23 protein-coding genes, 1 tRNA gene and 1 pseudogene are annotated in these 20,945 nt (G+C 69.3%); 19 read left to right on the top strand and 6 right to left on the bottom strand.

Annotated features, from left to right (window positions below):
* The first annotated feature begins 429 nt into the window (after positions 1–429).
* The 12 genes and pseudogenes from ACFY3J_RS30270 to ACFY3J_RS30215 all read left to right on the top strand — a co-directional run bounded on the left by ACFY3J_RS30270 (position 430) and on the right by ACFY3J_RS30215 (position 7,934).
* Positions 430–867 (top strand): ATP-binding protein, encoded by a 438-nt coding sequence (locus ACFY3J_RS30270; RefSeq protein WP_390842144.1) that lies wholly within the window; start codon positions 430–432, stop codon positions 865–867.
* Positions 868–956: 89 nt separating this feature from the next.
* Positions 957–1,685, top strand: a complete 729-nt coding sequence (locus ACFY3J_RS30265) for a GntR family transcriptional regulator (protein WP_390842143.1) — start codon at positions 957–959, stop codon at positions 1,683–1,685.
* Between the two features lie 126 nt (positions 1,686–1,811).
* Positions 1,812–2,162: a hypothetical protein gene (locus tag ACFY3J_RS30260; RefSeq protein ID WP_254588188.1), complete on the top strand. Its 351-nt coding sequence runs from the start codon at positions 1,812–1,814 to the stop codon at positions 2,160–2,162.
* A gap of 5 nt (positions 2,163–2,167) precedes the next feature.
* Positions 2,168–3,541 carry an FtsK/SpoIIIE domain-containing protein gene (locus ACFY3J_RS30255; RefSeq protein WP_390842142.1) on the top strand — a complete coding sequence of 458 codons (1,374 nt, stop codon included), beginning with the start codon at positions 2,168–2,170 and terminating at the stop codon, positions 3,539–3,541.
* Between the two features lie 82 nt (positions 3,542–3,623).
* Complete coding sequence (locus ACFY3J_RS30250; RefSeq protein WP_390842141.1) at positions 3,624–4,253, top strand: DUF2637 domain-containing protein; 630 nt, start codon at positions 3,624–3,626, stop codon at positions 4,251–4,253.
* 19 nt (positions 4,254–4,272) lie between these two features.
* Positions 4,273–4,464: a hypothetical protein gene (locus ACFY3J_RS30245; RefSeq protein WP_112467184.1), complete on the top strand. Its 192-nt coding sequence runs from the start codon at positions 4,273–4,275 to the stop codon at positions 4,462–4,464.
* Complete coding sequence (locus ACFY3J_RS30240) at positions 4,464–4,655, top strand: mobile element transfer protein (RefSeq protein ID WP_254588184.1); 192 nt, start codon at positions 4,464–4,466, stop codon at positions 4,653–4,655. Before ACFY3J_RS30245 ends, ACFY3J_RS30240 begins: the two co-directional genes overlap by 1 nt.
* Positions 4,656–4,664: 9 nt before the next feature.
* Positions 4,665–4,859, top strand: coding sequence for a hypothetical protein (locus ACFY3J_RS30235; protein ID WP_390842140.1), 195 nt, complete (start codon positions 4,665–4,667; stop codon positions 4,857–4,859).
* Between the two features lie 14 nt (positions 4,860–4,873).
* Positions 4,874–5,128, top strand: coding sequence for a SpdD protein (locus ACFY3J_RS30230; RefSeq protein ID WP_390842139.1), 255 nt, complete (start codon positions 4,874–4,876; stop codon positions 5,126–5,128).
* Between the two features lie 130 nt (positions 5,129–5,258).
* Positions 5,259–6,560: a replication initiator gene (locus tag ACFY3J_RS30225; protein WP_390842138.1), complete on the top strand. Its 1,302-nt coding sequence runs from the start codon at positions 5,259–5,261 to the stop codon at positions 6,558–6,560.
* Positions 6,557–6,769 carry an excisionase family DNA-binding protein gene (locus ACFY3J_RS30220; protein ID WP_112467188.1) on the top strand — a complete coding sequence of 71 codons (213 nt, stop codon included), beginning with the start codon at positions 6,557–6,559 and terminating at the stop codon, positions 6,767–6,769. The genes ACFY3J_RS30225 and ACFY3J_RS30220 overlap by 4 nt, the downstream gene beginning before the upstream one ends.
* Positions 6,769–7,934 (top strand): annotated as a pseudogene (locus tag ACFY3J_RS30215) (tyrosine-type recombinase/integrase). Before ACFY3J_RS30220 ends, ACFY3J_RS30215 begins: the two are co-directional and overlap by 1 nt.
* 79 nt (positions 7,935–8,013) lie before the next feature.
* Here the strand turns inward: ACFY3J_RS30215 and ACFY3J_RS30210 are convergent.
* A tRNA-Gly gene (locus ACFY3J_RS30210) sits at positions 8,014–8,087 on the bottom strand.
* A gap of 499 nt (positions 8,088–8,586) precedes the next feature.
* On the opposite strand from ACFY3J_RS30210, the gene dcd reads away from it, so the two are divergent.
* Positions 8,587–9,162 carry a dCTP deaminase gene (gene dcd, locus ACFY3J_RS30205; protein ID WP_384174675.1) on the top strand — a complete coding sequence of 192 codons (576 nt, stop codon included), beginning with the start codon at positions 8,587–8,589 and terminating at the stop codon, positions 9,160–9,162.
* Positions 9,163–9,176: 14 nt separating this feature from the next.
* The gene (locus ACFY3J_RS30200; RefSeq protein WP_361427147.1) at positions 9,177–9,686 is read left to right on the top strand and encodes a phosphoribosyltransferase; all 510 of its coding nucleotides are present in this window, start codon (positions 9,177–9,179) and stop codon (positions 9,684–9,686) included.
* Between the two features lie 89 nt (positions 9,687–9,775).
* On the opposite strand, the gene fmdA is transcribed toward ACFY3J_RS30200, so the two are convergent.
* The 3 genes from fmdA to ACFY3J_RS30185 are packed head-to-tail and all read right to left on the bottom strand — an operon-like array spanning position 9,776 to position 12,006.
* The gene (gene fmdA / locus ACFY3J_RS30195) at positions 9,776–11,026 is read right to left on the bottom strand and encodes a formamidase (protein ID WP_384174677.1); all 1,251 of its coding nucleotides are present in this window, start codon (positions 11,024–11,026) and stop codon (positions 9,776–9,778) included.
* Between the two features lie 9 nt (positions 11,027–11,035).
* Positions 11,036–11,689, bottom strand: coding sequence for an AmiS/UreI family transporter (locus ACFY3J_RS30190; RefSeq protein ID WP_384174679.1), 654 nt, complete (start codon positions 11,687–11,689; stop codon positions 11,036–11,038).
* 38 nt (positions 11,690–11,727) lie between these two features.
* Positions 11,728–12,006 (bottom strand): FmdB family zinc ribbon protein, encoded by a 279-nt coding sequence (locus ACFY3J_RS30185; RefSeq protein ID WP_390842137.1) that lies wholly within the window; start codon positions 12,004–12,006, stop codon positions 11,728–11,730.
* A 392-nt stretch (positions 12,007–12,398) separates the two neighbouring features.
* On the opposite strand from ACFY3J_RS30185, the gene ACFY3J_RS30180 reads away from it, so the two are divergent.
* Positions 12,399–12,821: a hypothetical protein gene (locus ACFY3J_RS30180; protein WP_361427156.1), complete on the top strand. Its 423-nt coding sequence runs from the start codon at positions 12,399–12,401 to the stop codon at positions 12,819–12,821.
* Positions 12,822–12,900: 79 nt separating this feature from the next.
* Here ACFY3J_RS30180 and ACFY3J_RS30175 read toward each other — a convergent pair whose 3' ends face one another.
* Positions 12,901–13,794 carry a Yip1 family protein gene (locus ACFY3J_RS30175; protein WP_384174683.1) on the bottom strand — a complete coding sequence of 298 codons (894 nt, stop codon included), beginning with the start codon at positions 13,792–13,794 and terminating at the stop codon, positions 12,901–12,903.
* Positions 13,795–14,012: 218 nt separating this feature from the next.
* On the opposite strand from ACFY3J_RS30175, the gene ACFY3J_RS30170 reads away from it, so the two are divergent.
* On the top strand, positions 14,013–14,345 hold the full coding sequence (locus ACFY3J_RS30170) for an antibiotic biosynthesis monooxygenase (protein WP_141359740.1): 333 nt from the start codon (positions 14,013–14,015) through the stop codon (positions 14,343–14,345).
* 74 nt (positions 14,346–14,419) lie between these two features.
* Here ACFY3J_RS30170 and ACFY3J_RS30165 read toward each other — a convergent pair whose 3' ends face one another.
* Entirely contained in the window at positions 14,420–16,702 is a 2,283-nt protein-coding gene (locus ACFY3J_RS30165; protein ID WP_390842136.1) for a (Fe-S)-binding protein, read from the bottom strand.
* A 225-nt stretch (positions 16,703–16,927) separates the two neighbouring features.
* On the opposite strand from ACFY3J_RS30165, the gene ACFY3J_RS30160 reads away from it, so the two are divergent.
* The 3 genes from ACFY3J_RS30160 to grpE all read left to right on the top strand — a co-directional run bounded on the left by ACFY3J_RS30160 (position 16,928) and on the right by grpE (position 20,938).
* Positions 16,928–18,313 (top strand): undecaprenyl/decaprenyl-phosphate alpha-N-acetylglucosaminyl 1-phosphate transferase, encoded by a 1,386-nt coding sequence (locus tag ACFY3J_RS30160; protein WP_390842135.1) that lies wholly within the window; start codon positions 16,928–16,930, stop codon positions 18,311–18,313.
* A gap of 94 nt (positions 18,314–18,407) precedes the next feature.
* Positions 18,408–20,255, top strand: coding sequence for a molecular chaperone DnaK (dnaK, locus tag ACFY3J_RS30155; RefSeq protein ID WP_225077047.1), 1,848 nt, complete (start codon positions 18,408–18,410; stop codon positions 20,253–20,255).
* Positions 20,252–20,938: a nucleotide exchange factor GrpE gene (gene grpE, locus ACFY3J_RS30150; protein ID WP_390842134.1), complete on the top strand. Its 687-nt coding sequence runs from the start codon at positions 20,252–20,254 to the stop codon at positions 20,936–20,938. Before dnaK ends, grpE begins: the two co-directional genes overlap by 4 nt.
* Positions 20,939–20,945: the final 7 nt, after the last annotated feature.

Genomic DNA, 20,945 nt, shown 5'->3' with positions numbered 1-20,945 from the left:
TGCTCGTGTTGCTCTTCTTGCTCACTACCTGGAACTGCTTCCTCCGGGACCGACCGTCCCAGTATCAGGCTGTCCAGCCCCAGGGGGGAACTTCAAAGCCACCTATCCCCCGCACCGCTGGGCGTTCGAGCAGGGCTACCCGCTCACCTGAAGGCTCGCCAGTTGCGGCGAACCGCTTGCACTCCCGAAGTGGCTAATGCCACTATCCACGAAGTGGCTAAGGCCACTTGGAGGAGAAGGGGGCACGACGTGACGAGTCGGCGGCCGGAGCAGGGTGCGCGGTTAGCTTGCCGGGGGTGTCGGGGGCGCGGGTGGAAGCGCGTCGGCTCCCGAACGGCGCTGGCGCTCTCCACGGCCAATGACCGCAGCCGTGCCACGTCGAAGCGGCGCTGCCTCGACTGCGACGGCAGCGGCAAGGAGTGAGCACGCATGGCTTACACGATTGACCGTTACCCCTGCGAGGACTCACCGCGGCTCGGAGCGATGACCTTGCAGCCTATGCCGGAGTCCGTGCCCCGGGCCCGGCGCTGGTTCCGGAAGTTCATCGCTCCGTACAACCCGGCCTGCTCGGTCGACGACTGCACGCTGATGATCTCGGAGCTGGTGACCAACGCCATCCGCTACGGGAAGTCGGATGATCCCTGGCTGGTGCGGGTCGAGTGGTTCCGCGAGGGAACGACGCTCCGCGTCGAGGTGCACAACCCGGGTTTCCCGGCGAACGTGCGGCTGCGGCACCCGGAAGCGAACGACGCGCACGGGAGGGGACTGCTCCTGGTCGACTCCATCGCCGAATCCTGGCACTCCGGGCCCAGCTACCTCGGCGGAACGGTTGTCTCCTTCGTGGTGGCTGATGCCTGGCCGGCGTGATGGGATAGCCCACCCCTTCTACTGCCGGTGTGCAAGTGTCGCTAGTCTGGTTGACCAGTTGACTTGGCCAATCTCGACAGGCGGCGTTCATGGCGTATGAAGTGGAGCCACCGAAGTACGTGCGCCTTGCGCAGACGCTTCAGCGTCGCATCGAGGACGGCACCTATGCGCCCGGCACTCGTGTACCGAGTGAGAACCAGCTGGTGCAGGCCTTCGGGATGTCCCGCCCGACCGTCGTCCGGGCGCTGGAGCTGCTGAAGCGGGACGGTTGGCTTGAGTCCCGTCAGGGGTACGGCACGATCGTCCGGGGTCGCCCGGAAGTCGTCGAGCAGAAGGACCGGCGGGGGCGTGAGGCGCTGGAGCGCGACGAGTCGCAGGGCGCGGGCCGCCTGGTCGAAGTCGGGCACGTGCCTGTCCCGGCTCGGGTCGCCTCGGCGCTTGGCCTGCCGAAGAGGGCCGACGTCCTCATGCGCCGCTTCCTGGTCGAAGAGGACGGCGAAGCTGTCGAGTTGGTCTCGTCGTACTTCCCCGCCGGCCTGGTCGAGGGCACTGAGCTGGGGTCCGATGAACCCCTGAGCGGGAGTGTCCGCGAACACCTCGAAGCACGGAAGAAAGTCCGCTTCGACCACGTGGTCGAGCGGGTCTCCGCCCGACTGCCCGAGGCTCGTGAAGCCGAGCTGCTGGATCTGCCGGACGGCGTTCCCGTGCTGAGCGTCCTGGTCGTCGCCTGTGACGCCTCCGGCCGATCCTTGCAGGTCTCTGACGTGCTCCTTCCGGCTGACCGGCAGGAACTTGAAGACACCTACCGCTTGAGCTGATCCCCCCTGCGGGCGAGATTCCCGCGATGACAGCTTGACAAGTCAACCTGTCATCCCTAGCTTCAAACTTGCTAAGTCAACCTGTCAGGTTGGCGGGTTGATCGACTCTCAGAAGGAGTAATCCCTGTGCGTGTGATCCGCGTTGACGCCTCGACCGCCACGATCCTGCTCACCGAGGCTCCGGCCCCGAAGGTGCGCGATCGGCAGACCGGCGAGATCGCCAAGGATGCGGTGACCGGTGAGGCGCTGATGACCGTCGGCGTCGTCTACATCGACGAGGGCGAGTCGTCGCTGATCCAGGTCACCGTTCCGGAGAGCGGAGTGACCGAGGGCCTGACGGTCGGTGCTCCGGTCTCGCTGCCGGGTCTGGTGGCGCGGCCGTGGCAGAGCGTGTTCAACGGCAAGGAGCGGCACGGCATCGCCTACCGGGCGACCGCCGTTGCTCCGGGCGCCTTTCCGATGGCTCAGGCGGGCTGATCGCTGTGACGGACCTGGCGACGTTGGCCGAGCTGGGCGGTTCGCTCGTTGCGATAGGCGGCGCTGCCTACGCCCGGCATGCCTACCCGGCGGCGTACTGGTCCACGGTCGGGCTGCCGCTCTCGGTGGCCCGGCTGCTGGCCTCGTACTCCTCGACCATGGACGCCTGCGGCCTGACCGTGGAGCCGTCCCGGTGGCGGGCGCTGGCTGTCCGGGCGACCACCCGCCGTGAAGTCCGGCCGGTGCCTCCTCGTCGGGGCATCATCCGGCCCACCACGACCGGCCTGCGCATGCGGCTGCGGCTGGCTCCGGGCCAGGAGCCGGCGGACGTGGCGGCCTCGGCCGAACGTCTCCGGCACGCCTGGGGTGTCCACGTCGTCCACGTGCGGGACATCAAGCCGGGCGTCGTCGAACTGCGGCTCGTCGGCTTCGATGTGCTGCGGAAGGTGCGGATGCCCCGTCGGCTCAACGGCGGCCCGCTTCAGGTCCCGGTGGCGTTACGGGAGGACGCGACTGCGTTCGTGCGGGACTACCGGACCGTTCCGCATGAGCTGGTGCTCGGCGCCACGCTCTCGGGCAAGTCCATGTACCTGCGGAACCTGCTGACCGCGCTTGCGGCTCAGCCGGTGGTCCTGGTCGGCATCGACTGCAAGCGCGGGGTCGAGCTGGCGCCCTTCGGGCCTCGGCTCTCCGCCCTGGCGACCGACCCGGACCAGGCGGCTGAGCTGCTTCCCGCGCTCGTCAAGGAAATGGAGGACCGATACGACCTGATCAAGGCCCGGCAGGGCATCGCGCCCGGCACCCCGGAGGAGCTGATCACCTCGGACATCTGGGGACTTCCTGAGGACGAACGTCCCGCTCCGATCGTGCTGTTCATCGACGAGGTGGCTGAACTCTTCCTCGTCGCCACGCGGAAGGAGGAGGAACGGCGGGACGAGATGGTCACCCAGCTCATCCGGCTCGCCCAACTCGGCCGGGCCGCCGGGATCTATCTCGAAGTGTGCGGGCAGCGTTTTGGGGCCGAGCTGGGCAAGGGCGCGACCATGCTCCGCGCTCAGCTCACCGGCCGCGTCTGCCACCGCGTGAACGATGAAGCCTCGGCCAAAATGGCCCTCGGCGACATCGCCCCTGAGGCCGTCTTGGCGGCCTGCGCCATCGCCCCCGAGCTGCCCGGCCTGGCCGTCGTCGGCGACACCTCCGGCGGCTGGTCCCGCATCCGTACCCCCTACCTCTCCCTCGCCGACGCTGCGGCCACCTGCCGCGCGACGGCGGACCTCGCCCCCGACGTGCCGGCGCTCGATCCCTTCCGGCCGTACGTCCCGCCGATGCCGGTGGAGGCGTCCGGGCCCGTGGCCACGGCTCGCCCGGTCACCGAGTAAGCGCACCCCGTCCACGGCCGGCACGGCCGTCCCGTGCCACGTCCCTACCCCCTCCATGCCCGGAATCGGAAGGAGTCGCGCTGTGCGTGCCCTGCCCGTCCGCCTCGACGCCGTACTCGTCCAAGCGCTGATCGCCGCCGCGCTGTCCTTCGCCCACCTGCACGACCTGGCCGCGGCTGCCGGACAGCACGGCTGGAAGGCCTGGGCCTATCCGGTCTCCGTCGACCTGCTGCTGGTGGCGGCCTGGCGGCGGCTCCGCTCCGGCGGGGCGAAAGCGGCCGGATGGTGCTGGTTCCTCGTCGCCCTGACCGCCTCGCTCGGCGCCAACGTCGCCACGGCCGGGCTGCTCGACCTGGGCGCCGTACCGGCCTGGCTGCGCATCCTCGTCGCCGGATGGCCCGCGGTCGCCTTCCTCGGCGGGACGCTGCTCGCCCACGGAGCAACCGCAGACGCCCCGATGACGGAGCGCGAGTCGGCCCCGGAACCCACGGCGCCCCAAGCCCCTGCCCCTGCACCCGAGTTGCCCGCTGCGAAGCCGGAAACGGCTCCGCCCTCCACGACCCCGGTTCCGCCGGCGCTCGTCACGCTCGCGCGCAAGGTCGCCGACGAGCACCGAGCCCGGACCGGAACACCCATCGACACCTCGACCCTTCGCGCCCGGCTCGGCGTCCCGCTGCCGCTGGCCGAAGCCATCGCCGCCCAACTCACCTGACCCCGGAGGACTTTCCACCGTGCGCCCGTCCACGCTCCGCGCGCTGCAACGCGCCGCCGAGCTGACCCGACAGAACCGCCTCACCGAAGCCGTGCTCATCGCCGAGCCCGTGATCCTCGCCGCCGACAGCTACGAGGGCGACGAGATCTTGCGCTGGCTGGCCGAGCACGTCACCGACTTCACCGGCGAAGACCCGAAGGAGACCCGCTGATGACCGCCAACCGCCGCTTCCGCAACGTCGCCCGCATCGGCCCCGTCCAGGTCGCCACCTACTACGACGGCCGGGGCCGCGAGAAGCACACCGCGGCCTGCACGGCTCCGCGCTGCGGCTTCGCCACCGACTACGACAGCCGCGCCGCCGCCGAGCTGGCCGCCCGTACCCACCGCTGCGCCGTCCGCTGAGGGGATCCCGTGACCGTCTCGCTGCCGCTCGTCTTCGTCCTGGGCGTCATCGCCTGGGCCGCGATCAAGTTCCTCGGCGTCCGGCTCTGGGTCGCCGTCGTGATCGCGCTGTTCGGCTTCTGGCTCTCGCACACCTTCCTCGCCCCCGCCATCGAGTCCGGCACCCACTCCGGGGTCGACGTCGTCAACGGCACCCACGAGTGACAAGGAGGTCCACAGTGCTCCGCCCCAAGCTGCCCGACATCCCGACTCCGCCGACGACAACCGTCACGCCTCAGCACACGCAGGCTCCGGCCTCCTCGGTCGGCCACCCGGTCGCCCCGTACGTGGGCGTCGGTGTCGGCGCGGTCGCCGTGGTCGTCGTCGGGATCGTGCTCACCGCGCTCCTGGCGGCCCTCGCCGTCTCGGCCGTGTCCGTGGCCATCGCCGCCGTGGTCCTGCGCTCCCTCCTCAGCAGCGCCAACAAGCGCTGACCGGCCGCCGGGGCGGCAAACGCCGCCAAGCATCCCGCCGCCCCGGGGCCGTCCCTCCCAACCGTCGCAACAGCCGAAAGGAACTCCCATCATCACTCGGCAGACTCCGCCCCCGCTGGCGGAACTCTCCATGCTGGCCTCGCTCGGCACCATGCCCGAGCTGGCCCGCCAACTGTCCGGCCTGGGCGGCTGCACCCGCCCCGTACGCCTCGACGGCCACCGCACCGCATACGCGGTCGACACCACGACCGGCGAGATCGGCCGCGTCCTGCACCACCTGGACTCAACGGCCCTGCCCGCCGGTCAGCTCCTCGTCCGCTGCAACAACCGCCGCGCCACCCGGTGCGCGGCCTGCGCCGAGACCTACCGCCGCGACACCTACCACCTGATCACCGCCGGACTCCGCGGCGGCAAGGGCACCCCCGAACGGGTCGCCACCCACCCGCGCGTCTTCGCCACCTTCACCGCTCCCAGCTTCGGCCCGGTCCACAACCGGCCCTCTGGCGGTCGCCCCTGCCGCTGCGGCGTCCATCACGACGACCAGGACCCGGCTCTGGGGACGCCCCTCGACCCGGAGTCCTACGACTACGAAGCGGCCGTCCTGTGGAACGCGCACGCGGGAGCGCTGTGGCGGCGCTTCTCGATCTACCTGCGCCGGGAGGTCGCCAAGCGGGCCGGCCTCACCCAGCGGGCGTTCCGGAGCCATGCCCGGATCTCCTTCGCGAAGGTGGCCGAGTACCAGAAGCGGGGCGCCGTCCACTTCCACGCCGTGATCCGCCTCGACGGTCCGGAGGGCGGCGACTGTCCGCCTCCCGCCTGGGCCACGGCCGAGCTGCTGACCGATGCCATCCGGGCCGCTGCCACCACCGCGCGAGTCGACCGGCCGGTGATCGACGAACGGGCACACTCCTTCGTCTTCGGCCGACAGCTCGACGTCCGCGCGATCCGCTCCGCCGACTTCGACGACGGCCAGGAGCTGACCGAGCGGGCCGTAGCGGCCTACATCGCCAAGTACGCCACCAAGGGCGCCGAGACAGCGACCGGCACCCTGGACCGGCCGATCCGCTTCCTCGCCGAGCTGGTCCAGGCCCGGATCACCGAACACGCCCGGCGCATGATCCGCACCGCCTGGACCCTGGGCGCCCGTCCCGAGCTGGCAGACCTCCGCCTGCGGGCCTGGGCCCACATGCTCGGCTTCCGAGGCCACTTCTCCACCAAGTCCCGCCGCTACTCCACCACCCTCGGCGCCCTCCGTGACGCGCGCGCCGACTGGCGCCGGGCCCAAGCGGCCCCGCCCGTCCCGCAGGACGGCGAAACCACGCTCGTCCTCGCGCACTGGGTCTTCGCCGGTACTGGCCTGTCCCGCGCCGAAGCCTGGCTTGCCGAATCCCTCGAACCCGCCCCCGGAACGGAAGGAGAGCCGACCGTATGAATGACCGCTACCTCTCGGTGGACCAGGTCGCCGAGCTGCTCGGTACGACAGCGCGCTTCCCTCGCCGCCTGATCGAGGAGCGGCGCATCCGGTACGTCAAGGTCGGTCGGCACGTCCGTATCCCGGCAAGCGCGGTCGCTGAGTTCATCGAGTCGCACACCGTCGAGCCCGTCAGGCTCCGTCGTGCCGGACTGCGGAGGGCTGCCTGATGGCCAACAAGAAGGGCAGGCGCCGGCGCTTCGGTGCAGTGCGGCAGTACCGGTCTGGTCGCTGGACGGCGTCATACCTCGGGCCCGACGGTGAGCGCATCCGCGCGGAAGAGACCTTCGAGACCAAGAAGGACGCCGAGATCTGGCTGTCTCAGGTTGAGGCGGACCTCAGCCGCGGGGACTGGCGCGCTCCTGATGCGGGGGCGGTCAACTTCCGCGTTTAGCCGAGAAGTGGGTCGAGGAACGGGAGCTGGCCGTTCGGACCGAGGACCTGTACCGGCACCTGCTCCGCCTGCACATCCTCCCGACGTTCGGCGGGTTCGACCTTGACGAGATCACCGCTCCTCGCGTCCGCGAGTGGCGAGCCGAACGGCTCCGCACTACCGGAGCCAAGACCACCGTCGCCAAGGCGTACCGCCTCCTCAAGGGCATTCTTGAGACGGCTGTCGACGACGACCTGATCACGCGCAACCCGTGCCGGATCAAGGGAGCGAGCAAGGAGTTCGCCGCCGAGCGGCGCATCGCCACCGTCGCCCAGGTCGACGCGCTCGCCGACGCGATCGGCATTCGCTGGCGGCTCATGGTCTACCTCGGCGCGTACGGTCCGATGCGGCCTGAGGAGCTGGCCGGTCTCCGTCGCTGTGACGTCGACCTCGACAACCTCGTGATCCGCGTGCGCGTCGCCGAGCCTGAGCGGACCAACGGCAAGCGGGCCCCTGGGCCGACCAAGTCCGATGCGGGCGCCCGTGTCGTCGTGCTCCCGGCCTTCCTGCGGAAGGAGGTGAAGAGGCACCTGGACTGGTTCGCCGAGAAAGGGCCGGACGGGTTGATCTTCGTGGGGGAGAAGGGCGCGGCCTTCCGGCGCACCTCGTTCGGGCGGAAGTGGCGTCGGGCTCGCGCGGTCGCCGGTCTCCCGGACGGCTTCCGCTTCTACGACCTTCGGCACACCGGACACACCCTGTCGACCCGCTCGGGCGCGACCCTCCGGGACACGATGGTGCGCGCCGGCCAGTCCTCCGAGAAGGCGGCGCTGATCTATCAGCACTCCGACGAGGAGCGGCAACGGGAGGTCGCCGCCGGGCTGGACGACCTCGTACGGGCCGAACGTGCGAAGCACCACAACGGCGACCGCGCGCACCACAAGGAGGAGCTATCGGAGGGCTAATGGTGCGGTTGTGGTGCGCGCACCGCCGACCGGTCTAGACAACAAAGAACCCCCGGGTCTCTGACCTGGGGGTTTCGCTTGGAGCGGGTGACGAGAATCGAACTCGCGCTCTCAGCTTGGGAAGCTGATGTTCTACCATTAAACTACACCCGCGTAAGACGCCGGCCGAAGTCCGGGTCCGGCGCTCACTGTACCCCATCCCTGGCCCCCGGTGCTCGAACCGTGGGGCCGGCGTGCGTTCGAAGAGGGGAGCGGCGCTGCGGGGGAACGGAGTTGGGGCGTACGGTGGGGGTGTGCGAGAGGGGTCCTCTGGGGCCGGAGTGCCGTCTGGTGGCACGTCTCTTTGATCCCGTAATGTGGCTTTTGTCGTCAGGCGGCGAGAGGCCAGACGCGGTTCTGGGGAAGGGACTTAAGGGACTTGATGGAGCGCATCGTCCGTTGTGCCGAGGGGCACGTGTTCAGCACCGCTTCGTTCCCGATGCAGCAGGCCGAGCGGCTCGGCCCCGGCCGGCTCATGAGGTGTCCACGGTGTGCCAGGCTCCGCAGTGTGGTGCCCGTGGCACTTCAGAAGCGGTAGCGGAAGTATCGCGGCACCGGCGCGTGGAGTCGTCCTGATTGCGGAGGCTCCGCGCGCCTTGCGTATCCTCGCTACGTGCTTCTCTCAGACAAGGACATCCGGGCCGAGATCGACGCCGGGCGGGTGCGGATCGATCCCTTCGACGAATCCATGGTGCAGCCGTCGAGCATCGATGTGCGGCTGGACCGCTACTTCCGGGTGTTCGAGAATCACCGCTACCCCCACATCGACCCCTCCGTCGAGCAGCCCGACCTCACCCGGCTGGTCGAGCCGGAGGGCGACGAGCCGTTCATCCTGCACCCGGGTGAGTTCGTCCTCGCGTCGACGTACGAGGTCATCACGCTTCCCGACGACCTGGCCTCCCGGCTCGAGGGCAAGAGCTCGCTCGGGCGGCTCGGGCTGGTCACCCACTCCACCGCCGGGTTCATCGACCCCGGGTTCTCCGGGCACGTGACCCTGGAGCTGTCGAACCTCGCGACCCTGCCGATCAAGCTCTGGCCCGGGATGAAGATCGGGCAGCTGTGCATGTTCCGGCTCAGCTCGCCCGCCGAGGCCCCGTACGGCAGCGAACGCTACGGCTCCCGGTACCAGGGGCAGCGCGGTCCCACCGCCTCCCGCTCCTACGTCAACTTCCACCGCACGCAGGTGTGAGGGGCGCCCACGACATGACCGAGATACGAGAGAACCTCACCTACGAGGACTTCGGCGTCGCCGTGCGCGAGCTCGCGCAGACCATCGCCGACGACGGGTACGAGCCGGACATCGTGCTCAGCATCGCGCGCGGCGGTGTCTTCGTCGCCGGCGGGCTCGCCTACGCCCTCGACTGCAAGAACATCCACCTGGTCAACGTGGAGTTCTACACCGGCGTCGGCACCACGCTCGAGATGCCCGTCATGCTCGCGCCCGTGCCCAACGTCATCGACTTCTCCGACAAGAAGGTCCTGATCACCGACGACGTCGCCGACACCGGCAAGACGCTCAAGCTGGTCCGCGACTTCTGCCTGGACACCGTCGCCGAGGTGCGCAGCGCCGTCATCTACGAGAAGTCCCAGTCGCTCGTGAAGTGCGAGTACGTCTGGAAGCGCACCGACGACTGGATCAACTTCCCGTGGTCCGTCTTGCCCCCGTGCCGCAAGGCCGGTACGCCCATCACGCCCTCGAAGGACGCCCTGTAGCGAGAGGCCCGAGAGGCCCCGTAGCGCCGCGTCGAACGTCGTACGGCCCCGCAGCACGTGCTGCGGGGCCGTTCCTGTGCGTGGTCCGGTCAGGCGGTGGTCAGGGCCGCCTGACCGCGGTCGGCCTTCACCGGGCCGGCGGCGGACGGCCGGACGTCGAAGTCGAACATGGCGGTGGGTACGTACAGCGAGCAGCAGGCGTTCGGGATGTCGACGATGCCGCTGATGCGTCCCTCTATGGGCGCGGAGCCGAGCAGCAGGTAGGCCTGCTCGCCGCTGTAGCCGAACCTCTTGAAGTACTCGACCGCGTTGAGGCAGGCACGCCGGTAGGCCAGCGTCGCGTCCATGTAGAAGTTGGTGTCCGTGTCGTGGTCGACGGAGACACCGATGAAGCTGATGAACTCCGTGTAGCGGGGCTCGACGTTACCGGGCATGAACACCGGGTTGGTGGTGATGCCGTACTTCTCCATGCCGCCCTTGATCAGGTCGATGTGGAAGTCGATGAAGCCGCCCATCTCGATCGCGCCGCAGAAGCTGATCTCTCCGTCGCCCTGGCTGAAGTGCAGGTCGCCCGCGGAGAGCTTGGCGTCCTTGACGTACACGGGGAAGAAGGCCCGCGAGCCGCGGGTCATGTTCTTGATGTCCTGGTTGCCGCCGTTCTCGCGGGCCGGCACCGTGCGTGCGCCTTCCGCGGCGATGCGCTGTGCGAGGTCTCCGGTGGCCGTGCCGGCGAGCGCGTTGTTGGCGTCCGGAGGTACGGCGAGAGGTGGGACCCGGTTCGGGTCGGTGTCGATCAGCGCCTTCTCGCGGGCGTTCCAGCGGGCGAGCATCTCGGCGGACGGGGCCGTTCCGAACAGCCCGGGGTGGGTGATTCCGGTGTAGCGGATGCCGGGCAGGTGGCGGGAGACCGCCTGCTGGCCGTGGAAGTTCCAGACGGCCTTGTAGGAGTCCGGGAAGTAGTCGGTCAGGAAGCCTCCGCCGTTGGCCTTGGCGAAGATGCCGGTGTAGCCCCAGCCCTGGCCGGCCGCGTCCCCGCTCTGCTGCGGCACGGGGCCGAGGTCGAGGATGTCGACGACGAGCAGGTCGCCCGGTTCGGCGCCCTCCACGCCTATCGGCCCGCTGAGCATGTGAGGGATGGTCAGGTCGATGTCGCGCACATCGTTGGCGGAGTCGTTGTTGCCGATCTGGCAGTCGGTCCAGTCGCGGCACTCCACGCGGAACTCCGCTCCCGGCTTCACCATGGTGAAGCTGGGGATGTCGGGGTGCCACCTGTTGTGTCCGGGAACGTCCTGCTCACGCATCGACTTGCTCTGGTCCACACTGAAGAGGATTTCGGGCATGACAGCTCCTCACTTCTGATCCGGTGACGTTGGAGCGCCCCCACCATTGGCCGGCGGAGTGGCTTGGGTGGGCTGAGGCGATTGACGGGTGCGCGGCCACAGCCCCACGAACATCAGCACGCCGAAGACTCCCAGGGCGATGGCGGTCTCGGTGGGGTGCTTCCAGTAGCCGGAGAGCAGCAACCCCGCCGGAATGGCACCGGTGACCCAGCCCTCGATCGCGGTGATCCAGCCCGTATAGGTCCTGAGGTGGTCCATCTTGAGACCGAGCAGCAGGAAGAACAGGAACCACAACAAGGCCCAGTAGAGCCAGATGACCCCGAAGGGGTAGTCCTTCAAGAGTCGGAAATTGGCGTACGAATATCCCAGGGCGGCAATTGCCACAAACAATGAGTAATAGCCGACCCCGGTGGTGTCGAGGTCGGCGAGCAGGCCGATTCCCACATAGAGGTAGGTGAAGGCGAACAGGTAGATGCCGGATGCCGCCAGGATCTTCTTGGGGTCGCCGCCGGAGGTGAAGATGAGGTAAGTCGGCGTCACTACCTGCAGTGTTCCCACGAATAGGTTGAACACTGCTCCCGCCCGGGCGTCGACCTTGCCGAGAAGCAGCAACCCATTCATGAAGAGCACCGCACCGACAAAGAGGAGTCCCGCATTTCCCACCGGGACGCACCTCCTGACTCCGCGTGGGGTGGAGACAGTCAGGGACGCGGCAACCGCGAGAGCGAGGGGTGCGGTCGCGGCTCCGGCCTTGTGCGCGGCGGCACTTCGGAGACTACTGCCGGAGCCTCACGGGCCTGCTCCTCCCGTTCGCGGAGGACGGCGGAAGCACTCGAGGCCGTCGACAGGCCGGGCGCGGAGTACAAACGCCTCGCAGCGTCCGCGCAAAAAGGGCAGCCATACGTCTCGGGTGCCGTTCCGATCGTCAATTTCACATCGAAAGGACCGCAATGGCTGCACAGATATTCGTAAGTGGCCATTATCGCTCCGGAAGCCACTGGACGCTCGAACCCGAGTGTGCGGCACGCCTGGAAAAGCGTCTGCCGCAACTGTTTCCTCTCTTCAAGGAGACGTCTCGCCAATGGGCGTGTCAAGTCGGAGAGGGGTCGCCCGTGCCCCTCGCCTGCTCCGGCAGCGTGGTGTGCGCGTCAGTGCATGATCGAGCGGCCGCGTTGATCAGTCGGGTGCCGCAGGGGGCCAGTGGAAGATCCACCGCGAGGGGGAGAGTGAGCCGACTCACTCCGAATTCTGCTGGACGGTTGCGACCGAGACCTTTAGTTTCAGTAAATAGATTGACTTTTCCTTATGCGGAGGCGCCGGCGCCACGCATACTGTCTCGCAGAAAACCAAGGAGGGCGGATCGGTGAGCAACATGGACGCCGTGTGGGTACGAGGCGTGAACGGCATTCAGTTGCATCACGTGACCGACCTTCAGGACGCCGGCAGGTTTTTGGGCAACGCGGCGATGGCGCTGCGGGCCGCACACGTGAGGACCGGCACCGATCAGTACGCCGGCATCGCCGCCGAGCTGAAGAGCCTGGTGGAGCGAGTGCGGGAGCTGGAGGACAAGGCACGGTCGAGCATGCACGACCTGCACTCCACCGACCCCGAGCGGTTCGCCCGCTGCCGGGACGGCCACGAGCCGTGGCCCGGCGAGATCCCGGCGGGGTTCATCCCGCGCCACACCTGCAAGGACGAGTGCCTCTACCACGACCGCGGGGTCGTAGAGGCCGTCATGCAGTGCACCTGCGGGCAGCCGCCGTGCAGGGCGTGTGAGATCGGCGGCAAGCTCTGACGGCAGGAGACGAGCAAGGGGCCCGGCGAATCGTCGCCGGGCCCCTTGTGTGCTGGTGGGCTGCGGGAAGGCCGGAACGCTAGAACGTGCCGAGCTTCACGATCGACAGCAGTGCGATCAGCTGGATCGCCGAGGCGCCCAGGGCCTTGGGCCAGGGCAGGTCGTGGGAGCGGCTGACCATGAGGGTCAGCAGGGCGCCGCACGCGACCCAGGTGGCCCAGCCGAGCAGCTGGACGAAGCCCGCGTCGCCGCCGAGGAACATGGCGACGAGCAGACGCGGCGCGTCCGTGATCGACATGATCAGCATGGACAGGCCGACCGTGGGCTGCCAGGCTCCGTCGCCGCCGAGCTGGCGGGCCAGCGTGTGGGTGACCACACCGAGGATGAAGGAGCTGATCACGATGGCCACGGCGGTGATCAGGACGATCGGGACCGCGTTGGAGAGGGTGGCGTTGATGGCGTCCTTGCGGGCGCCGTCGAAGCCGAAGACCGCGAGCAGTCCGTAGAGGAACGTCACGATGAGGGCGGGGCCCCACATCGTGTAGTCGCGCATCCGGAGGAAGGTCTGGTTGGGGGACAGGACTATGCCCCGCAGCAGGTCCGTCCAGTGCAGCCGGGGGCCGATCGGACCGGCCGGTGCCGAGCCCGCGCGGTAGGTCCCGCTCTGGTTGTAGGGGTCCTCACCGACGGCGAACGCCTGGGTGTGGCCTGGGTTGTTGGCCGCGTACGGGTCGGGGCCGCCCTGCGGGTAGCCGCCGCCGAAGTACTCCGGCTCGCCCTGGCCGCCGCCGTAGCCGCCGCCGTCGGCCTGGGGCCACTGGGCGCCGCCGCCTCCGTACGGCGGCCGCTGCTGCGCCGGGGGATAGCCGTACGAGGGGGCCTGGGGCGCCTGCTGCCCGTACGGAGGTCGTTGGGTTCGCGCTTGCGGGGCCCGGTCGTTCCGGCCGCCGCGTCCGCTCCTGAATCCAGCCACGTCATCGAACGTACCCGAGCCCGGCAAGTCACGTGCGGGGCCGGGTGTTCCGGCAGGGCTTTGGGTCCGAGCTGTGACATCCCTTAAGGGGAGTTCCGGTCGCTTCTCAGGGGCGTTCACGGGGTGTTCCGAGGTGTCGGGCGGGAACTCTCCGGACCACGGAGGCGACCACGGAGGCGCTGAGTGGCGGCCCGGGGGCCACCGGGCAGGATGGGACCATGAGCGTAGTCAAGATCAACGTACTGACCGTGCCCGCCGAGCAGCGCGAGACGCTGGAGAAGCGGTTCGCCTCCCGGGCGCACGCGGTCGAGAACTCCGACGGGTTCGAGTGGTTCGAGCTCCTGCGCCCCGTCGAGGGCACCGACACCTATCTCGTCTACACGCGCTGGCGTGACGAGGAGTCGTTCCAGGCCTGGCTGGAGGGGCCGATGAAGGCCGCGCACCAGGGCGCCGGCGGGGGTGAGGGAGGGGAGAGGCCGAAGCCCGCGGCCACCGGCTCCACCCTGTGGTCCTTCGAGGTCGTGCAGCAGGCCGCGCCCAAGGGCGCGTAGCGCTCCCGGAAACACGGCGACGCCCCCGTGCCCGTACGGACGCGGGGGCGCCGAGCGCGGGACGGCCGGGCCGCCTACTTCACCGGCGCGGGCTCCGGCTCGCTCTCGTCGGCCGCCTCGCCCGCAGGGTCGACCGGCGTCCGGACGGAGTCCAGCAGGAGCTGGGCGACGTCCACGACCTGGATGGACTCCTTGGCCTTGCCGTCGTTCTTCTTGCCGTTCACGGAGTCCGTGAGCATGACCAGGCAGAACGGGCAGGCCGTCGAGACGATGTCCGGGTTCAGCGAAAGGGCCTCGTCGACGCGCTCGTCGTTGATGCGCTTGCCGATCCGCTCCTCCATCCACATCCGGGCGCCGCCGGCGCCGCAGCAGAAGCCGCGCTCCTTGTGGCGGTGCATCTCCTCGTTCCTGAGGCCCGGGACCTTGCCGATGATCTCGCGCGGAGGCGTGTAGATCTTGTTGTGGCGGCCCAGGTAGCAGGGGTCGTGGTAGGTGATGATGCCCTCGACCGGGGTGACCGGGACCAGCTTGCCCTCGTCCACCAGGTGCTGGAGCAGCTGGGTGTGGTGGATGACCTCGTAGTCGCCGCCGAGCTGCGGGTACTCGTTGCCGAGCGTGTTGAGGCAGTGCGGGCAGGTGGCGACGATCCTCTTCGCCGACTTCGGCTTGCGGGACTCCTCGGTGACGTTGCCCTCGTCGTCCGTCTCCTCGCCGAAGGCCATGTTCAGCGTGGCGACGTTCTCCATGCCGAGTTCCTGGAACAGGGGCTCGTTGCCCAGGCGGCGGGCCGAGTCGCCGGTGCACTTCTCGTCGCCGCCCATGATCGCGAACTTCACGCCGGCGATGTGCAGCAGCTCCGCGAAGGCCTTGGTGGTCTTCTTGGCGCGGTCCTCCAGGGCGCCGGCGCAGCCGACCCAGTACAGGTAGTCGACCTCGGAGAGGTCCTCGATGTCCTTGCCGACCACCGGGACGTCGAAGTCGACCTCCTTGGTCCACTCCAGGCGCTGCTTCTTGGCCAGGCCCCAGGGGTTGCCCTTCTTCTCCAGGTTCTTGAGCATCGTGCCCGCCTCGGACGGGAACGAGGACTCGATCATGACCTGGTAGCGGCGCATGTCGACGATGTGGTCGACGTGCTCGATGTCGACCGGGCACTGCTCGACGCAGGCGCCGCAGGTGGTGCAGGACCACAGGACGTCCGGGTCGATGACGCCGCTCTCTTCCAGCGTGCCGATCAGCGGGCGCTCGGCCTCCGCGAGCGCCGCCGCCGGGACGTCCTTCAGCTGCTCGGCGGAGGCCTTCTCCTCACCCTCCATCGACTTGCCGCCGCCGGCCAGCAGGTACGGGGCCTTGGCGTGCGCGTGGTCGCGCAGCGACATGATCAGCAGCTTGGGGGAGAGCGGCTTGCCGGTGTTCCAGGCCGGGCACTGCGACTGGCAGCGGCCGCACTCGGTGCAGGTGGAGAAGTCCAGCAGGCCCTTCCAGGAGAACTGCTCGACCTGGGAGACGCCGAAGACGTCGTCGTCGCCGGGGTCGGTGAAGTCGATCGCCTTGCCGCCGGAGGTCATCGGCTGAAGGGCGCCCAGGGCCGTACCGCCGTCGGCCTCGCGCTTGAACCAGATGTTCGGGAAGGCCAGGAAGCGGTGCCAGGCCACGCCCATGTTGGTGTTCAGGGAGACCACGATCATCCACACGAAGGACGTGCCGATCTTGATCATCGCGGTCAGGTAGACCAGGTTCTGCAGGGTGCCGGCCGACAGGCCCTTGAAGGCGAGCACCAGCGGGTACGAGGCGAAGTACCCGGCCTCGTAGTGCTCCACGTGGTGCAGCGCGCCCTCCAGTCCGCGCAGGACGTAGATCGCGAGGCCGATGGTGAGGATGACGTACTCGACGAAGTACGCCTGGCCGGCCTTGGAGCCGGCGAAGCGGGACTTGCGGCCGGGCCGGGACGGCAGGCTCAGCAGCCGGATCGCGATGAGCACGGCGATGCCGAGGACGGTCATCACGCCGATGAACTCGATGTACATCTCGAACGGCAGGAAGTCGCCGATGATCGGCAGCGTCCAGTCGGCCCGGAACAACTGGCCGAACGCCTGTGCGAGGGTGGGTGGCAGCGTCAGGAAGCCGACGGCCACGAACCAGTGGGCGACGCCCACGATGCCCCACCGGTTCATCCGGGTGTGGCCGAGGAACTCCCGGACCAGGGTCACGCTGCGCTGGTAGGGGTTGTCGGTACGGGTGCCGGCGGGTACGGGCTGGCCCAGCTTGAAGTACCGGACGAACTGGCCGATGGCACGGGCGAGCAGCGCGACGCCGACCACGGTCAGGACCAGCGACACGATGATCGCGGCGAGTTGCATGGGGGCTCCTGAGGCGGCCTCTAGATTACTGATCGGTAACTTATGTAGTCCGTCTGAGACTACCCCCATCATCTGTCGCAATGCAGCCGGGCGCGGGGTGATCTGGATCGCTGCGAGCCCTCTTGAGGGCCGTCCGGGGGGTGCCGGGGGCCGCCCGGGAATCCAGTCGTGTTCCGATCGTGTTATTCGCACCCAATCGCCCCATATACCCCTAATTTAAGAACCGTGCTATACGGGATCGCCACTGCCATCGCCGCTCTCCTCCTCGCCGCCCTGCTCTCGGCGCTGCTCCGAGTGCTCGCGCTCCGGCTGGGCCTCGTCGACCGCAGGAGGCGGGGACGCCCCTTGCCGCTGCTCGGCGGCCTCGCCGTGGTGCTCAGCACCTGCCTGGTCGCCGCGGCCGGCGGCTGGACGGGCACCGCCCCGCTGGGCGACGGGGTGGGCAGGCTGCTCGCCGCGGGCGCGGCGGTCGCCGTGCTCGGGACCGCCGCGGACGTATGGCGGCTGAAGACGCCGTTCCTGCTCGTCGGCACGGCCCTCGCGGCGGCCTGCGTGGTGCCGTACGACGAGATCGGGCCGGTGGCCGGGATCGCCGCCGTGGCCTGGATCGCCTGTGTGGCCGCCGCCTTCCGGGGACTCGACCACGCGGACGGCCTCGCGGGCACGGTGGGAGTGCTCACCGCGTTCGGGGTGGGCGCGTGCGCGGCGGTCGGGGTGATGGACGACCTCGCGGTGCTGCTGAGCGTGCTGGCCGCCGCCCTCACCGGCTTCCTGATGCACAACTGGCATCCGGCGCGGGTCGCGTTCGGGTCCGGCGGCTCGCTGTTCACCGGCTTCGTGCTCGCCTCCGCGGCCCTCCTCACCCGTACCGGGTACGACACGGTCTCCACCGTGGCGGTGCTGTTCGCGCTCACCGCCACGGCGAGCGCCGACGCCGTGCTGGTCCTCGTGTCGCGGAAGCTGGCCGGCCGTCCCGTCCTGCGCCGCGGCCCCGACCACCTGGGGCACCGGCTGCGTCGGCTAGGGCCGACCCCGCCGGGCGCGACCGTCCTGCTCGGCCTCGCCACCTTCGCCGCGGTGCTGGTCGGGGTGCTGGTGCACACGGGCTGGGCCGAGCCGACGGCCGTACTGTGGGTGGCCGGGGCGGCCCTGGCGGTCGTCCTCGGGCTGCTGCGGGTGCCGGCGTACGCGCCGCGGCGGCAGACCGAACTCAACGGCGCCCGGGCGCAGACCCCGGGTTCCGGTACGCGCACGCAGTCCCGGGTGCCCGGCACCCGCGGGCGGCCCGAGGAGCGGACTGCCCGCGGCTTTCCCGTCGCCGGTGGCGCCACGCGCGCGCGTGGCGCCGCGTCCGGTTCCGGGGTACCGCCACGCGCGCGTGGGGACGCCTCCGGCGCCCGTTCCCGCACCGAGCCCTTCCGGGCCCTCCGTGCTCTGAGGCAGTCCGGCGCGGGGGCTCCGGGAGCCCCGCGCGGCAGGGCTCCGTACGACGAGCAGACCGGCGCACCCGGCGTTCAGGTCCCTCGCCGTCAACTTGAATATCCGCCTCCTCCGCCCCGGCAATCCACATCACCGCAGGTCAGAGCGCCCTTGCGTATAAGGGATGGATAAGACTTGAGTCCAGGCGGCTCAGGTCTGTTGACCCGGCGGTGAGCCTCGGGCACACTTGAGTCCGTTCCACTCAAGTCAGCTGGAGGAATTCACCATGGCACGTGCGGTCGGCATCGACCTGGGCACGACTAACTCCGTCGTCAGCGTTCTCGAAGGCGGCGAGCCCACCGTCATCACCAACGCCGAGGGTGCCAGGACCACGCCGTCCGTCGTCGCCTTCGCCAAGAACGGCGAGGTGCTGGTCGGTGAGGTGGCCAAGCGCCAGGCCGTCACCAACGTCGACAGGACCATCCGGTCGGTCAAGCGCCACATGGGCACCGACTGGAGGATCAACCTCGACGGCAAGGACTTCAACCCGCAGCAGATCAGCGCCTTCGTGCTGCAGAAGCTGAAGCGGGACGCGGAGGCCTACCTCGGCGAGAAGGTCACGGACGCGGTCATCACCGTCCCGGCGTACTTCAACGACGCCGAGCGCCAGGCCACCAAGGAGGCCGGCGAGATCGCCGGTCTGAACGTGCTGCGCATCGTCAACGAGCCGACGGCCGCCGCCCTGGCGTACGGCCTCGACAAGGACGAGCAGATGATCCTCGTCTTCGACCTCGGTGGCGGTACGTTCGACGTCTCGCTGCTGGAGATCGGCGACGGTGTCGTCGAGGTGAAGGCCACCAACGGAGACAACCACCTCGGTGGTGACGACTGGGACCAGCGTGTCGTCGACTACCTGGTCAAGCAGTTCCAGTCCGGTCACGGCGTGGACCTGTCCAAGGACAAGATGGCCCTGCAGCGTCTGCGCGAGGCGGCGGAGAAGGCCAAGATCGAGCTGTCCTCGTCCACCGAGACCTCGATCAACCTGCCCTACATCACCGCGTCCGCCGAGGGCCCGCTGCACCTGGACGAGAGGCTCACCCGCGCCCAGTTCCAGCAGCTGACGGCCGACCTGCTGGAGCGCTGCAAGACGCCGTTCCACAACGTCATCAAGGACGCCGGCGTCTCCGTCAGCGACATCGACCACGTCGTGCTCGTCGGTGGTTCCACCCGTATGCCCGCGGTCGCCGAGCTCGTCAAGGAGCTGACCGGCGGCAAGGAGGCCAACAAGGGCGTGAACCCGGACGAGGTCGTCGCCATCGGCGCCTCGCTCCAGGCCGGTGTCCTCAAGGGTGAGGTCAAGGACGTCCTGCTGCTCGACGTCACCCCGCTGTCCCTCGGCATCGAGACCAAGGGCGGCATCATGACCAAGCTGATCGAGCGCAACACCACGATCCCGACCAAGCGCTCGGAGATCTTCACCACGGCCGAGGACAACCAGCCTTCGGTGCAGATCCAGGTCTACCAGGGCGAGCGCGAGATCGCCGCGTACAACAAGAAGCTCGGCATGTTCGAGCTGACCGGTCTGCCGCCGGCGCCGCGCGGCGTCCCGCAGATCGAGGTGTCCTTCGACATCGACGCCAACGGCATCATGCACGTCACGGCGAAGGACCTCGGCACCGGCAAGGAGCAGAAGATGACCGTCACCGGCGGCTCCTCGCTCCCGAAGGACGAGGTCGACCGCATGCGCGAGGAGGCCGAGCGCTACGCGGAGGAGGACCACAAGCGCCGCGAGGCCGCCGAGACCCGCAACCAGGGCGAGCAGCTCGTCTACCAGACCGAGAAGTTCCTCAAGGACAACGAGGACAAGGTCCCCGGCGAGATCAAGACCGAGGTGGAGTCCGCCGTCGCCGAGCTGAAGGAGCAGCTCAAGGGCGAGGACACCGCTGAGATCCGCACCGCCACGGAGAAGGTCGCCGCCGTCTCCCAGAAGCTCGGCCAGGCCATGTACGCCGACGCCCAGGCCGCGCAGGCCGCGGGCGGTGCCGGTGACGCCGGTGCGGGCCAGGCCAAGGCCGACGACGACGTCGTGGACGCCGAGATCGTGGACGACGAGCGCAAGGACGGTGCGGCGTGACGGAGGAGACCCCCGGCTTCGAGGAACATCAGCCGCAGCCTCCGCCGCAGTCCGACGCCGCCTCCGGCACCACCTCCGACGACGCCGCTCAGGCCGCCGCCCAGGACAAGGGCGCGGCCCCGGCCGGTGACGCGGACCAGTCGGCCGCTCTGACGGCCCAGCTGGACCAGGTGCGCACGGCGCTCGGCGAGCGCACGGCGGACCTGCAACGGCTCCAGGCCGAGTACCAGAACTACCGGCGCCGGGTCGAGCGCGACCGGATCGCGGTACGGGAGGTCGCTGTCGCGAACATCCTGTCCGAGCTCCTGCCCGTGCTCGACGACATCGGCCGCGCACGGGACCACAGCGAGCTGGTGGGCGGTTTCAAGTCCGTCGCCGAGTCGCTGGAGACCGTGGTGGCGAAGCTCGGGCTCCAGCAGTTCGGCAAGGAGGGCGAGCCCTTCGACCCGACGATCCACGAGGCCCTGATGCACTCGTACGCGCCGGACGTCACCGAGACGACGTGCGTGGCGATTCTGCAGCCCGGGTATCGGATCGGCGAGCGCACCATCCGCCCCGCGCGGGTGGCGGTGGCCGAGCCCCAGCCCGGCGCGCAGACGGTCAAGCCGGCCGAGGAGTCCGGCACGGCCCAGGCCGCCGAGCAGGGCGAGGACAAGGAGAACGGTGGCCCGGAGGAGGGCTGACGTAATA

It is taken from the genome of Streptomyces sp. NPDC001231, assembly GCF_042896885.1.
In the GTDB taxonomy this organism is placed as follows: Bacteria; Actinomycetota; Actinomycetes; order Streptomycetales; family Streptomycetaceae; genus Streptomyces.
This window is presented reverse-complemented; position numbering and strand designations above follow the sequence as displayed.

What these genes read in the sequence shown, in the direction of transcription:
- ACFY3J_RS30200 (WP_361427147.1), top strand. Translation starts at nt 9,177, where the DNA reads ATGACCGAGATACGAGAGAACCTCACCTACGAGGACTTCGGCGTCGCC.
- ACFY3J_RS30265 (WP_390842143.1), top strand. Translation starts at nt 957, where the DNA reads ATGGCGTATGAAGTGGAGCCACCGAAGTACGTGCGCCTTGCGCAGACG.
- ACFY3J_RS30185 (WP_390842137.1), bottom strand. Translation starts at nt 12,006, where the DNA reads ATGGCCACTTACGAATATCTGTGCAGCCATTGCGGTCCTTTCGATGTG.
- ACFY3J_RS30170 (WP_141359740.1), top strand. Translation starts at nt 14,013, where the DNA reads ATGAGCGTAGTCAAGATCAACGTACTGACCGTGCCCGCCGAGCAGCGC.
- fmdA (WP_384174677.1), bottom strand. Translation starts at nt 11,026, where the DNA reads ATGCCCGAAATCCTCTTCAGTGTGGACCAGAGCAAGTCGATGCGTGAG.
- ACFY3J_RS30220 (WP_112467188.1), top strand. Translation starts at nt 6,557, where the DNA reads ATGAATGACCGCTACCTCTCGGTGGACCAGGTCGCCGAGCTGCTCGGT.
- ACFY3J_RS30225 (WP_390842138.1), top strand. Translation starts at nt 5,259, where the DNA reads ATGCTGGCCTCGCTCGGCACCATGCCCGAGCTGGCCCGCCAACTGTCC.
- dnaK (WP_225077047.1), top strand. Translation starts at nt 18,408, where the DNA reads ATGGCACGTGCGGTCGGCATCGACCTGGGCACGACTAACTCCGTCGTC.
- ACFY3J_RS30240 (WP_254588184.1), top strand. Translation starts at nt 4,464, where the DNA reads ATGACCGCCAACCGCCGCTTCCGCAACGTCGCCCGCATCGGCCCCGTC.
- ACFY3J_RS30270 (WP_390842144.1), top strand. Translation starts at nt 430, where the DNA reads ATGGCTTACACGATTGACCGTTACCCCTGCGAGGACTCACCGCGGCTC.
- ACFY3J_RS30180 (WP_361427156.1), top strand. Translation starts at nt 12,399, where the DNA reads ATGGACGCCGTGTGGGTACGAGGCGTGAACGGCATTCAGTTGCATCAC.
- ACFY3J_RS30165 (WP_390842136.1), bottom strand. Translation starts at nt 16,702, where the DNA reads ATGCAACTCGCCGCGATCATCGTGTCGCTGGTCCTGACCGTGGTCGGC.